This is a genomic window from Mycolicibacterium hippocampi (assembly GCF_010723735.1).
Classification (GTDB): Bacteria; Actinomycetota; Actinomycetes; order Mycobacteriales; family Mycobacteriaceae; genus Mycobacterium; species Mycobacterium hippocampi.
The window spans coordinates 5,355,675-5,368,482 of sequence record NZ_BLLB01000002.1 but is presented as its reverse complement, the minus strand read 5'-3'; the positions used below and the strand labels follow the sequence as shown (position 1 = coordinate 5,368,482).

Below are 12,808 nucleotides of genomic sequence, written 5' to 3'. Positions count from 1 at the left end.
CCGCGGGTCGTTGCGGCGTTAGTGTCGAGCGGTGTCCGCGAACGACGGAAATACCGCATCGGAATGGGTGCCCACCGGGTCGGTGAGCGTCCGAGTTCCCGGCAAGGTCAATCTCTATCTGGAGGTCGGTGACCGGCGCGATGACGGTTACCACGAACTTGCCACCGTCTTCCATGCCGTGTCACTGCTCGACGAGGTGACCGTCACGACCGCCGACATGCTGTCGGTGGAGGTCACGGGTGAGGGCGCGGAATCGCTGCCCACCGACGAGCGCAACCTCGCGTGGCGCGCCGCCGAACTGCTGGCCGAGCACGTCGGTCGGACCCCGGACGTCGCGATCTCGATCGAGAAGACGATCCCGGTCGCCGGCGGAATGGCCGGCGGGAGCGCCGATGCGGCTGCGGTGCTGGTGGCGATGAACTCGCTGTGGGAGCTCGGCGTGCCGCGGCGGGACCTGCATGTGCTGGCCGCCCAGCTGGGCAGTGACGTGCCGTTCGCACTGCACGGTGGTACGGCGTTGGGCACCGGCCGGGGCGAGGAACTGGCAACAGTCCTCGCCCGCAACACATTTCACTGGGTGTTGGCGTTCTCGGCCGGCCAACTGTCCACCAGGAAGGTCTTCGGCGAGATCGACCGACTGCGTGCGGCCGACGATCGCAACCTGCCGCCGCGCCTGGAATCGGCCGAACCGGTGCTGACCGCGCTGGCCTCGGGGGATCCGGCGCAGTTGGCGCCGCTGCTCGGCAACGACCTGCAACCCGCGGCGCTGAGCCTCGACGCGTCGCTGCGCCGCACCCTGCGCGCGGGAGTGGCGGCCGGCGCCCTCGCCGGAGTGGTGTCCGGCTCGGGGCCCACCTGTGCGTTCCTGTGCGGTTCGGCAGGTGCCGCGGTGGACGTCGGCACCGAACTCGCCGGGGCCGGGGTGTGCCGCACGGTCCGGGTGGCCAGCGGCCCGGTGCAGGGCGCCCGCGTCGTCCCCAGTCCGTCGACCTCGGTGTGAACACGCTTCGGCCGGGTCACGAACCAGTGTGACTAATGACTCATTCCTCGCTTCCGTTTGGCAGTTACTTAAGAGTTGCCTAAGATGAGCGACGGTGAGAGCTAGCGGTCGAGCAGTGGACGCAACCAGTTCCGCCACCGCTGAGCACGGTGGGCGACGGACTGGGTTCGATCGCGCTTACGGGCCATCACCGATTCGAGACACAACTGCTGCCCAACCGTGTGCGCGCCTCCGTGAAAACGCCTCCCAGCAGGCGGAGCATGGCAAACGCGCATGCGCATCGGGGCAGATGTCGGCGAGGAGGTCGTGGTGAGCAGATTCACCGAGAAGATGTACCGCAGTGCGCACACCACCGGCAGGGGCATGGTGACCGGCGAGCCGTACGAGCCGGTCCGGCACACCTGGGGTGAGGTGCACGAGCGGGCACGGCGCATCGCTGGTGGTCTCGAAGCGGCCGGTATCGGCCTCGGCGACGCCGTGGGCGTGTTGGCCGGGTTCCCGGTGGAGATCGCCCCCACGGCCCAGGGCCTGTGGATGCGCGGTGCGAGCCTGACGATGCTGCACCAGCCGACCCCGCGCACCGACCTGGTGGTGTGGGCCGAGGACACGATGAACGTGATCGGCATGATCGAGGCGAAGGCCGTGATCGTGTCCGAGCCGTTCCTGGTGGCGATCCCGGTGCTGGAGGAGAAGGGCATCAAGGTCCTCACGGTCGCCGACCTGCTGACCTCGGAGCCGATCGACCCGATCGACGTCGGCGAGGACGACCTCGCACTGATGCAGCTGACATCCGGTTCGACCGGATCCCCGAAGGCGGTGCAGATCACGCACCGCAACATCTACTCGAACGCCGAGGCGATGTTCATCGGCGCCGAGTACGACGTCGACAAGGACGTCATGGTCAGCTGGCTGCCCTGCTTCCACGACATGGGCATGGTCGGCTTCCTGACCATCCCGATGTACTTCGGCGCGGAGCTGGTCAAGGTCACGCCGATGGACTTCCTGCGGGACACCCTGCTGTGGGCCAAGCTCATCGACAAGTACAAGGGCACCATGACCGCGGCGCCGAACTTCGCCTATGCGCTGTTCGCCAAGCGGCTGCGCAGGCAGGCCAAGCCAGGTGAGTTCGACCTGTCCACGCTGCGCTTCGCGCTGTCGGGGGCCGAGCCGGTCGAGCCGGCCGACGTCGAGGACCTCATCGACGCCGGCAAGCCGTTCGGCCTGCGACCCGAGGCGATCCTGCCCGCCTACGGCATGGCCGAGACGACGCTGGCGGTGTCCTTCTCGCCGTGCAACGCCGGCTTGGTCGTCGACGAGGTCGACGCCGACCTGCTGGCGGCCCTGCGCCGTGCGGTGCCCGCCTCGAAAGGCAACACCAAGCGGTTGGCCACCCTCGGACCGCTGCTCACCGATCTCGAGGCCCGCATCATCGACGACCACGGCAACATCATGCCGACGCGCGGTGTCGGGGTCATCGAACTGCGTGGCGAATGCCTGACACCCGGCTACCTGACCATGGGTGGTTTCATCCCGGCTCAGGACGAGCAGGGCTGGTATGACACCGGAGACCTCGGCTACCTGACCGACAACGGCCACGTCGTGGTCTGCGGACGCGTCAAGGACGTCATCATCATGGCCGGCCGCAACATCTACCCGACCGACATCGAGCGCGCGGCGGGCCGGGTCGAAGGGGTCCGGGCCGGTTGCGCGGTTGCGGTTCGACTGGACGCCGGGCACTCGCGCGAGACCTTCGCCGTCGCCGTCGAGTCCAATGCCTGGGAGGACCCGGTCGAGGTCCGCCGGATCGAACATCAGGTCGCCCACGAGGTGGTGGCCGAGGTCGACGTGCGGCCCCGCAACGTCGTCGTGCTCGGGCCGGGCAGCATCCCGAAGACGCCGTCGGGCAAGCTGCGCCGCTCCACGTCGGTCTCGCTGGTCACCGGCTAGCTTTCCCGGCGAGGGCGCGTGTCTGCACGCTCTCGCACGGCGTGTTGCGTACAAAACGTCGCGCTCGCCATCGTCGTCGGCCGGTAATCGAGTGGCCGGATGTCGGTCCGCGCGGATACCGTCGAGCGCATGCCATCCCCGCCGGCGATCGAAGCGATCGAACTGGTCAAGCGTTACGGCCAGGAAACCGCCGTCGACGGCGTCAGCTTCACCGTTCCCCCCGGTACCGTGTTGGGTCTGCTGGGGCCCAACGGCGCCGGTAAGACCACGACGGTCCGGATGATGACCACGCTCACCGAGCCCACCAGCGGCACCGCACGCGTCGCCGGCTACGACGTGTTGACCGAGCCCGACCAGGTGCGGCGCCACATGGGCCTGACGGGTCAGGTGGCCACCGTCGACGAGCTGCTCACCGGGCGGGAGAACATCCGGATGATCGGCGGCCTCTACGGCATCCGGCGCAAGGACCTGAGCAGGATCGGCGATCAACTGCTGCAGCAGTTCTCGCTCACCGACGCGGGGGACCGGGTCGTGAAATCCTATTCCGGCGGCATGCGGCGTCGGCTGGACCTCGCCGTGAGCCTGCTGGCGTCGCCGCCGGTGCTGTTCCTCGACGAGCCCACCACCGGGCTCGACCCCCGCAGCAGAAGCGAGCTGTGGGACGTGCTGCGCGGGCTGGTGGCGCAGGGGACCACGCTGTTGCTGACCACCCAATACCTCGAGGAGGCCGATCAGCTGGCCGACAACATCGTGGTGATCGACCGGGGACGCATCATCGCGCAGGGCTCACCGCTGGAACTCAAGCAGCAGGCCGGTCGTGCCAGCCTGGTGGTCACCGTCGCCGACGCCGCCGACCTGGAACCCGCCCACGCGCTGTTGGCCAGGACCGGGGCCGAGGTGTTCACCGACACCGCCGCCCGCAGGCTGACCGCCTCTGCCGACGGGCTCGACGACATGATCAGTGTGGCGGGCTGGCTGCGCGACAGCGGCATCGGCGTCGACGACATCGGGTTGTCGCGGCCCAGCCTCGACGACGTGTTCCTGACGCTGACCGGGCACCGAACCGAGGACAGTGAGGAAGTGGGCGCATGACCGCACTCGAGACCAGGGCGCAGGCGCCCATCACCCCCCGTCCCGTTCCCACGCATCCGACGAATCTGCTGCAACAGTCCTGGATCATGGTCAAACGCAACATGATTCACACCAAGCGGATGCCGGAGATGCTCAGCGACGTCACGGCGCAGCCGATCATGTTCGTGCTGTTGTTCGCATTCGTCTTCGGGGCGTCGATCACCAACACCGGCGGCGCTTCCTACCGTGAGTTCCTGCTTCCGGGCATTCTGGCGCAGACCATCGTGTTCTCGGCGTTCGTGGTGGCGGCGGGAATCACCGCCGATGTGGAGAAGGGGATCATCGACCGGTTCCGGTCGCTGCCGATCTCCCGGTCCTCTGTGCTGATCGGGCGCAGCATCGCCAGCGTCATCCACTCGTCGCTGGGCGTGGTGGTGATGGCGGTGACGGGGCTGCTGATCGGATGGCGGATCCGGGGCGGCATCGCCGAAGCGGTGCTGGCGTTCGCGCTGCTGCTGTTGTTCGGCTTCGGGATGATCTGGTTCGGCATCCTCGTCGGCTCGCTGATGCGCACCGTCGAGGCGGTCAACGGCGTGATGTTCACCGCGCTCTTCCCGGTGACCTTCCTGGCCAACACCTTCGTGCCGACTGAGCCGATGCCGCACTGGTTGCGAATGATCGCCGAGTGGAACCCGGTCTCGTCGCTGGCTCAGGCCATGCGCGAGCTGTGGGGCAACGGCGGTCCCGCACCCGCCGGCGCCCAACTGCCGCTGCATCACCCGGTGCTGTCGACGATCCTGTGGTCGCTGGCGCTGACGGCGGTCTTCGCGCCGGTGGCGTTGTATGCCTACCGCCGCCGCACGTCCGGGTAGCACGCCAGCCGTACCGCGAGCGCGCGTGTCTGCACACCGCCGCGCCGTAATTCCTGGCTTTTCGAGCACGCTCACGGCCCGCGACCGCGACCGCGACGGCGGTGGCGACGAAATCAATTCATACGCCGTTGCTGAGTATTGTGTACTATACCCAGCATGGAGAGGTTACCTGCGCGACTGGCCGAACATCCCACCGTGCGCGCGGTCCGTGCCCGTCCAGCACAGAAACCGGGCATCCTGGACGCGGAGTGGTTGCGGCAGGTGTGTCTGGACGCCGGGGCCGACGACGTCGCCTTCGCTGCGGTCGACAACCCGGCCCTGAGCTCGGAGCGCCAACACGTCGAAGCCGCCCTGCCGGGCGCGCTCAGCTACATCTCCCTGGTGGTGAAGATGAACCGCGACAACGTCCGGTCCAGCGAGCGCAGCGTGGCCAACCAGGAGTTCCACCGCAGCGGCGAGATCATGAACGAGGCGGCGCACCGGATCACCCGGGTGCTGCAGGACGTCGGCTACCGGGTGGTGAACCCGTCGGCCACCTTCCCGATGGAGATGGACCGCTTTCCCGGTCGGATCTGGGTGGTGGCGCACAAACCGGTCGCGGTGGCCGCAGGCCTGGGGGTGATGGGCATCCATCGCAACGTGATCCATCCCAGGTTCGGCAACTTCATCCTCCTCGGCACCATCCTGGTCGCCGCGCCGATCAGCAGTTACGGTGAGCCGCTGGACTACTCACCGTGCCTGGAATGCAAGCTGTGCGTTGCGGCGTGCCCGGTGGGTGCCATCAAGAAGAACGGGGACTTCGACTTCTTTGCCTGTTCGGTGCACAACTACCGCGAGTTCATGGGCGGTTTCACCGACTGGGCGCAGACCGTCGCCGACAGCACCGACGCCGCCGACTTCCGCTCCCGCGTCACCGATTCGGAAAACGCGTCGATGTGGCAGAGCCTGTCGTTCAAGGCGAACTACAAGGCCGCCTACTGCCTGGCTGTCTGCCCTGCGGGGGAGGAGGTGATCGAACCCTATCTCGATGACCGTAAAGGGTTCATGGATCTGGTGCTGCGGCCGCTTCAGGACAAGGTGGAGAACCTATATGTGCTCAAGGATTCCGACGCCGAGGCGCACGCGAGAAAACGCTTCCCGCACAAGCCCGTCAAGGTGGTCGACGGCGGGATGGGGCTGCGCTAGGACCACGCGTGGACGGTGTTCTGCGCGGTTTCGAGTCCCTGGGCGATCAGCAACTCCGCGGCGTCGGCGGCCTGCTCACAGATCGTCGGGACCTCGGCGCGCTCGACCGAACTGAAGTTCTCCAACACATAGGCGGCCGGATCCTTGCGGCCGGGCGGCCGGCCGATGCCGACGCGTACTCGCTTGAAGTCCTTGGTGCCCAACGCTGAAACGAGGGAACGCAGGCCGTTGTGGCCGCCCTCGCCGCCGCCCAGCTTGAGCCGGATGCGACCGAATTCGATGTCGAGCTCGTCGTGGATCACCACGATGTCCGCCGGGGCCACCGAATAGAACTTCGCCAACGGTCCGACCTGCCTGCCGGACTCGTTCATGTACACCCGTGGCTTGGCCAGCACCACCGACCGACCGGCGAGCCGGGCGGTGGCCACCTCGGCCCCGGACTTCTTGTGCACCTTTAACGTCTCGCCGACCCGGCCGGCAAGGACGTCGACGACCATGAAGCCGACGTTGTGCCGGTTCTGGGCGTACTTCGGTCCCGGGTTGCCGAGGCCGACCACCAACAGGGGACCCTGCCCGAGGGCAGGGGGCGGCTCGGCCACGGCAGCATTCCGTCCCGGCAGGCCTACTCGGAGTCGGAGTCGGATGCTGCTTCCTCGGTGGCTTCCTCGTCGGCGGCGGCCTCGCCCTCTTCGCCTGCGCCCTCGGACTCGAGGTCGTCGGCGGTCGGCGCGACGATCACGTTGACCACCAACAGCTCGGGATCGGACACCAGCGTGACGCCCTCGGGCAGCTCGACGCCGGCGGCGGTGATCTGGGTGCCCGCAGTGGCTCCCTCGACCGACACCGTGAACTGCTCGGGGATCGACTGGACGTCGGCCTCGATCTCGATGGTGTTGGTTTCCTGGTTGACCAGGGTGTCGGGGGCGGCGTCACCCTCGACCACGATGTGAACCTCGACGGTCACCTTCTCGCCGCGGCGCACCACGAGCAGGTCGGCGTGCTGGATGTTGCGGCGGATGGGGTGGATCTCCAGTGCCCTGGTCAGCGCGAGCTGCTCGGTGCCCTCGATGTCGAGCGTGAGCACGGCGTTGGTGCCCGTGTGGCGGAGCACGGCCGCGAAGTCACGGGCGTCGAGCTCGAGATGGCGTGGGTCGGAGCCGTGGCCGTACAGCACCGCGGGTACCTTGCCCTCGCGGCGGGCGCGACGCGAGGCGCCCTTGCCGGTCGCGGTGCGGACCTGCGCGGTCAGATTGTTGGGGGCGTTTCTCGCCATTGTGGTGCTCCTGTGCCGGTGATCGATGTCGGGCACGGCCAGGGTTGAACACCATCGAAGATGCTGGTTCCCGTCGATAACGGTGGCCATGAAGAGCAGGCCACCCTCGCCGTGACGCGTCGGTAAGGGTAGCGCAGAACCGTGGTCAGCCAAAAATCAGATGGGAAACTCCACCCCGGTGAGCTGCTCGGACAGGGTCCACAGCGCCGCGGCCTTGGCGCGGTTGCGGGCCAGCGGGCTGCGCTGGGCTGCTCCGGTGGGGCCACGCATGGCGAATCGCGGCCCGATGAAGCTGTCCCCGGGCAGCGGCTGCGAGGCCGCGTAGAGGGTCTGGCGGGCGCCGAAGTCGGCGTCGGTGGCAAACAGCCGGTTGCCGACGTCCGCGACGCGGGTGCCGAACTGGTTCCCGCTCTTTCCCTGCAGGTTGGTCGCCGAGTACCCGGGATGGGCCGCGACGGCCGTCAGCGGCGACCCGGCTGCGTCGAGCCTGCGTTGCAACTCGGTCGTGAACAGCAGGTTGGCGAGCTTCGACTGGCCGTAGGCCGGCCAGGCGAGGTACGGCCGCGACTTCCAATTGAGGTCCTTGAGGCTGATGTAGCCGAACAGGTGCATCATCGAGGACACGGTGACCACCCGGTCGGTGATCTTCGGCAACAGCAGATTGGTCAGCGCGAAGTGGCCGAGGTGATTGGTGCCGATCTGGCTCTCGAAGCCGTCGGCAGTCAGTGCGTACGGCACCGCCATGATGCCGGCGTTGTTGACCAGCACGTCCACGGTGGCGCCGGGCTCGGCGAAGCCGTCGGCGAACGCCCGGATCGAGGTCAGGTCCTGAAGGTCGAGCCTGCGCACCTCGACGTCGCCGTCCATCTGCGCGGCGGCCGTCTCGCCCTTTTCGAGGTTGCGCACCGCCAGGATGGTCTTGGCGCCGACGCGGGCCAGCTCGCGTGCCGTGACCAGGCCGAGGCCGCTGTTGGCGCCGGTGACGATCACGGTGCGTCCGGCGAACGAGGGCAGGTCGGAGGCGGTCCAGTCGCTCATGGATTCCCACCCTAGTGTTCGCCCCCACCTCCGCCGGAACTGCATTCCAGCAGGCCGTGGCTCGCAAAACCTCTGCTGGAATACCGTTCCGGCGAGAAGGGGTCAGGGGACCTCGACGGTGAAGCCCTCGATGATCTCCTCGATGTCCGGCGCCTCGTCGGCGGCGTCCTCGGCATAGCCCGTCACGGTGAACTGGATGAGGTAGCGCTGGTTGGCCGGTGGTGCGCCGGTGGCGATGACGATCCGGTTGTAACTGTGCATCCGGGCGCCGTTGAGGTCGTAGCTGCCCTCGATCATCGACGACGGGAACCCGGCGAAGTCCGCTGCGGATGTGTTGAGCTCCCGGAAGTTCTGTGACATCTGGGCGTCGACGTTGCCGTGTGTGACGGCTTCACGGGCGTCGAAGTCACCTTCGAGTCGGAACACCATCAGCATCGCGGTCGGGTAGGTGTCACCCTTGACGATCATCCGGGTCCCCGGGGCGAGGTTGGTGCCCTGGTAGGGGGTCCAGCCCTGCGGCGTGGGCATATTGATCGTGAGGTCTGTCAGCTTGTCGTAGACGACGGGCTCGCCGACGACGCCGGCCTGTTCCAGGAAACCGGCGATGTTCACCGGCGCCGCCACCGCCGAGGTGGGCGGCACCGTGCTCGTCTCGCTGGGCGTCGACCACACGGACTGGTAGTCGGGGGCTTCCGTCCCGCACCCCGCAGCCACGACGGCCACCGCGGCCGCCGCCGCCAGGGACCGTACCGTCACAGAATCTCTCGGACGTTGTCGAGCGGCCGCGCCAGCCGGGTCCCCTTGGAGGTCACCACGAACGGCCGCTCGATCAGGACGGGGTGCTGCGCCATCGCGTCGAGGAGCTCGTCCTCCGACGCCGAGGCCAACCCCAGCTCGGCGTAGAGCGACTCCCGCTTGCGCACGGCGGACCGCACGTCGATCCCGGCATCGGCGATCAGCTTCGCGATCTCGGCCCGTGACGGCGGGGTCTTCAGATACAGCACGACCTCGGGCTCAACGCCGTTGTCGCGCAACAACTCCAGTGTCTTGCGCGATGTCGAGCACTTCGGGTTGTGATAGATCGTTGCCGTGTCACGCCCCGACATGTCAAGCGGACCCGTCGAAAAGCCCTGTCACCGAGCCGTTCTCGAAGACCGCGCGAATGGTGTTCGCCAGCAGCGGCGCGATCGACAGCACGGTGAGTTGCGGGAACATCTTGTCCTCGCCGATCGGCAGGGTGTTGGTGACGATGACTTCGCGGGCGCCGCTCTCGGCCAGTCGCTCCCGGGCGGGGTCGGACAGCACGCCGTGGGTGGCGGCGATGACGACGTCGACCGCGCCGTCCTCTTTGAGCAGCCGGACCGCACCGGCGATGGTGCCGCCGGTGTCGATCATGTCGTCGGTGAGGATGCACGTCTTGCCCCGCACGTCGCCGACCACCCGGTTCGACTTGACCTGGTTCGGCACCAGCGGGTCGCGGGTCTTGTGGATGAAGGCGAGCGGGACACCGCCCAGCGAATCGGCCCACTTCTCGGCGACACGCACCCGTCCCGAGTCGGGGGAGACGACGACCATGTCGTGATTCGAGTAGTGCTCGGCGATGTAGCCGGTCAGCAGCTTCTGCGCGCGCATGTGGTCGACCGGGCCGTCGAAGAACCCCTGGATCTGGTCGGTGTGCAGGTCGACGGTCACGATTCGGTCCGCGCCTGCGGTCTTGAGCAGGTCGGCGACCAGCCGCGCGGAGATCGGTTCGCGGCCGCGGTGCTTCTTGTCCTGACGGGCGTACGGATAGAACGGCAGGATCGCGGTGATCCGCTTGGCGCTGCCGCGCTTGAGGGCGTCGATCATGATCAACTGCTCCATCAGCCACTGGTTCAGCGGCCACGGATGGCTCTGCAGCACGAAGGCATCGCAGCCGCGCACCGACTCGTCGAAGCGGACGAAGATCTCACCGTTGGCGAAGTCACGGGCGGACTGCGCGGTGACCGGAACGTCGAGTTCCTTGGCGACCTGCTCGGCCAGTTCGGGGTGCGCCCGCCCGGAGAACAGCATCAGGTTCTTGCGATTGTCGGTCCAGTCGTGACTCACGGGCTGCCCTCGCGTCGGCGATCGATACCGGGCCATCGTACGTAGCGCTCACGCACGCACGCTGCCGGGTTACCAGAATGCCAACAAACGGCTACTGATCGGTAGGTGAGGAATCCTCCGCTGCCTCAGCCGCCGCCGCTGCGGACGCCGCCGCGCTGCCCGGGCGCTTGCGCTGCACCCAGCCCTCGATGTTGCGTTGCGGGCCCGCGGACACGGCCAGCGCGCCAGGGGGGACGTCCTCCCGGATCACCGTGCCCGCACCGGTGTAGGCGCCGTCGCCGATCGTCACCGGCGCGACGAACATGGTGTCCGAACCGGTGCGGACGTGGGAGCCGATCGTGGTGCGCCGCTTGGCTTCTCCGTCGTAGTTGACGAACACGCTGGAGGCGCCGATGTTGCTGTTCTCGCCGATGTCGGCGTCGCCGACGTAGGTCAGGTGCGGCACCTTGGTGCCGTCGCCGATGGTGGCGTTCTTGGTCTCCACGAACGCGCCCAACTTGCCTGCGGCGCCCAGCACGGTGCCGGCGCGCAGGTAGGTGAAGGGGCCGACGGCCGCGCCGGCCCCGATCACCGAGGAGCTGCCGTGGGTGCGCACCACCTCCGCGCCGTCGCCGACGGTGACGTCGGCGAGGGTGGTGTCGGGCCCGATCTCACAGCGGCCGCCGATGGCGGTGGCGCCCCGCAGCTGGGTGCCCGGGTGCACCACGGTGTCCCGGCCGATCGTCACGTCGACGTCGATCCAGGTGGAGGCGGGGTCGACGATCGTCACGCCGGAGCGCTGGTGGGCGGCGACGATCCGGCGGTTGAGCTCGGCGCCCAACTCTGCCAGCTGCACCCGATCGTTGACGCCGGTGACCAGCGCGGTGTCGTCGACGTGCTTGGCCCGCACGAGGTGCCCGTCGGAACGCACGATCGAGACCACATCGGTCAGGTAGAGCTCCTGCTGGGCATTGTCGGAGCGCAATCGGCTCAGCGCCGACCGCAACGCCCCGATGTCGAACGCGTACACGCCGGCGTTGACCTCGGTGATCGCCCGTTGGGACGGGCTGGCGTCGGCCTGCTCCACGATGCCGATCACCTCACGGTCCTGGGTTCGAAGCACCCGGCCGTAGCCGGTCGGATCGGCCAGCGTGGTGGTCAGCACCGTGGCGACGGCCGATTCGGCGGTGTGCGCGGCGATCAGGCCGGACAGCGTGTCGGCGTCCAGCAGCGGGACGTCGCCCGAGGTCACGACGACGACGCCGGCAAAATCCGGGGGCAGCGCCGACAGGCCGCACTCCGCGGCGTGCCCGGTTCCGCGCTGCTGCTCCTGCACCGCGATCTCGACCGGCCGGCCCAGGTCCTCGCCGATCTGCTGGGCCGCCGGTGCGACCCGCTCACGGTCCCGCCCGACCACCACGACCAGGTGCCCGGGCGCCACCGCCGCCACCGCGTGCAGACAGTGCGCCAGCATGCTGCGGCCCGCGAGGGTGTGCAGCACCTTGGGGGTGTCGGATTTCATCCTGGTACCGGCACCTGCCGCCAGAACCAGGACCGCGGCCTCACGCATAGACGTCCTCGCTAATGCTCCGTCGCCAGGACTCGAACCTGAACTATCTGAACCAAAATCAGAGGTGCTGCCGATTACACCACGACGGACTGATCACCCAGAGACTCTAGTCCAAGCAGTCTCGAGGTTTACCCTGACAACCGTGGCCGGCCCCGATAAGGAAATGCGTGCACCGCGCGCCCGAATGACCGGCAGCGAACGTCGCCAGCAGTTGATCGAGATCGCCAAGTCGCTGTTCGCGGAGCGTGGCTTCGACGGCACCTCGATCGAGGAGATCGCGCTGCGCGCCAACGTGTCCAAGCCGGTGGTCTACGAACATTTCGGCGGCAAGGAGGGGCTCTACGCCGTCGTCGTGGACCGGGAGATGTCGGCGCTGCTGGACGGGATCACGGCATCGCTGACCAAGAACCGCTCCCGGGTGCGGGTCGAACGGGTCGCGCTGGCACTGCTGACCTACGTCGAGGAGCGCACCGACGGCTTCCGCATCCTGATCCGCGACTCCCCGGCGAGCATCACCTCGGGCACCTACTCGACACTGCTGAACGACGCTGTCAGCCAGGTGGCGTCGATCCTGGCCGGGGACTTCTCCCGCCGCGGGCTCGATCCCGACCTGGCGCCCCTGTATGCGCAGGCGCTGGTCGGCTCGGTGTCGATGGCCGCACAGTGGTGGCTCGACGTGCGCGAGCCCAAGAAAGAGGTGGTGGCCGCCCACCTGGTGAACCTGTGCTGGAACGGGCTGACCCACCTCGAATCCGACCCGGTGCTGCACCAGGAGTGACCGGGCC

Annotated in this window: 13 protein-coding genes and 1 tRNA gene; 6 read left to right on the top strand and 8 right to left on the bottom strand. The window is 68.0% G+C overall.

Annotated features, from left to right (window positions below):
- The first annotated feature begins 31 nt into the window (after positions 1-31).
- From G6N53_RS26790 to G6N53_RS26770, 5 genes are all read left to right on the top strand, one after another.
- The gene (locus G6N53_RS26790; protein WP_163894252.1) at positions 32-1,000 is read left to right on the top strand and encodes a 4-(cytidine 5'-diphospho)-2-C-methyl-D-erythritol kinase; all 969 of its coding nucleotides are present in this window, start codon (positions 32-34) and stop codon (positions 998-1,000) included.
- Between the two features lie 309 nt (positions 1,001-1,309).
- Entirely contained in the window at positions 1,310-2,947 is a 1,638-nt protein-coding gene (locus G6N53_RS26785) for a fatty acyl-AMP ligase (protein WP_163894250.1), read from the top strand.
- Between the two features lie 129 nt (positions 2,948-3,076).
- The gene (locus G6N53_RS26780; RefSeq protein WP_163894248.1) at positions 3,077-4,039 is read left to right on the top strand and encodes an efflux ABC transporter ATPase subunit, DrrA-related; all 963 of its coding nucleotides are present in this window, start codon (positions 3,077-3,079) and stop codon (positions 4,037-4,039) included.
- Positions 4,036-4,890 carry an ABC transporter permease gene (locus G6N53_RS26775; RefSeq protein WP_163894246.1) on the top strand — a complete coding sequence of 285 codons (855 nt, stop codon included), beginning with the start codon at positions 4,036-4,038 and terminating at the stop codon, positions 4,888-4,890. The genes G6N53_RS26780 and G6N53_RS26775 overlap by 4 nt, the downstream gene beginning before the upstream one ends.
- A gap of 156 nt (positions 4,891-5,046) precedes the next feature.
- The gene (locus G6N53_RS26770; RefSeq protein WP_163894244.1) at positions 5,047-6,075 is read left to right on the top strand and encodes an epoxyqueuosine reductase; all 1,029 of its coding nucleotides are present in this window, start codon (positions 5,047-5,049) and stop codon (positions 6,073-6,075) included.
- On the opposite strand, the gene pth is transcribed toward G6N53_RS26770, so the two are convergent.
- The 8 genes from pth to G6N53_RS26730 all read right to left on the bottom strand — a co-directional run bounded on the left by pth (position 6,072) and on the right by G6N53_RS26730 (position 12,112).
- A complete protein-coding gene (gene pth, locus G6N53_RS26765; protein WP_163894242.1) occupies positions 6,072-6,674 on the bottom strand; it encodes an aminoacyl-tRNA hydrolase in 603 nt (200 codons plus the stop codon). The two genes, G6N53_RS26770 and pth, sit on opposite strands and share 4 nt — an antisense overlap.
- Before the next feature lie 23 nt (positions 6,675-6,697).
- Complete coding sequence (locus G6N53_RS26760) at positions 6,698-7,348, bottom strand: 50S ribosomal protein L25/general stress protein Ctc (RefSeq protein ID WP_163894240.1); 651 nt, start codon at positions 7,346-7,348, stop codon at positions 6,698-6,700.
- Positions 7,349-7,504: 156 nt separating this feature from the next.
- Positions 7,505-8,386, bottom strand: a complete 882-nt coding sequence (locus G6N53_RS26755; RefSeq protein WP_163894238.1) for an oxidoreductase — start codon at positions 8,384-8,386, stop codon at positions 7,505-7,507.
- 102 nt (positions 8,387-8,488) lie between these two features.
- Positions 8,489-9,142, bottom strand: coding sequence for an LpqN/LpqT family lipoprotein (locus G6N53_RS26750; RefSeq protein WP_163894236.1), 654 nt, complete (start codon positions 9,140-9,142; stop codon positions 8,489-8,491).
- On the bottom strand, positions 9,139-9,492 hold the full coding sequence (gene arsC / locus G6N53_RS26745) for an arsenate reductase (glutaredoxin) (RefSeq protein WP_163894234.1): 354 nt from the start codon (positions 9,490-9,492) through the stop codon (positions 9,139-9,141). The genes G6N53_RS26750 and arsC overlap by 4 nt, the downstream gene beginning before the upstream one ends.
- 1 nt (position 9,493) lies before the next feature.
- A complete protein-coding gene (locus G6N53_RS26740) occupies positions 9,494-10,474 on the bottom strand; it encodes a ribose-phosphate diphosphokinase (protein WP_163894232.1) in 981 nt (326 codons plus the stop codon).
- 91 nt (positions 10,475-10,565) lie between these two features.
- Positions 10,566-12,023 carry a bifunctional UDP-N-acetylglucosamine diphosphorylase/glucosamine-1-phosphate N-acetyltransferase GlmU gene (gene glmU / locus G6N53_RS26735; RefSeq protein ID WP_163894230.1) on the bottom strand — a complete coding sequence of 486 codons (1,458 nt, stop codon included), beginning with the start codon at positions 12,021-12,023 and terminating at the stop codon, positions 10,566-10,568.
- A 17-nt stretch (positions 12,024-12,040) separates the two neighbouring features.
- Positions 12,041-12,112, bottom strand: a tRNA-Gln gene (locus tag G6N53_RS26730).
- Between the two features lie 95 nt (positions 12,113-12,207).
- On the opposite strand from G6N53_RS26730, the gene G6N53_RS26725 reads away from it, so the two are divergent.
- Positions 12,208-12,801 (top strand): TetR/AcrR family transcriptional regulator, encoded by a 594-nt coding sequence (locus tag G6N53_RS26725; RefSeq protein ID WP_163896398.1) that lies wholly within the window; start codon positions 12,208-12,210, stop codon positions 12,799-12,801.
- The last annotated feature ends 7 nt before the right edge of the window (positions 12,802-12,808 follow it).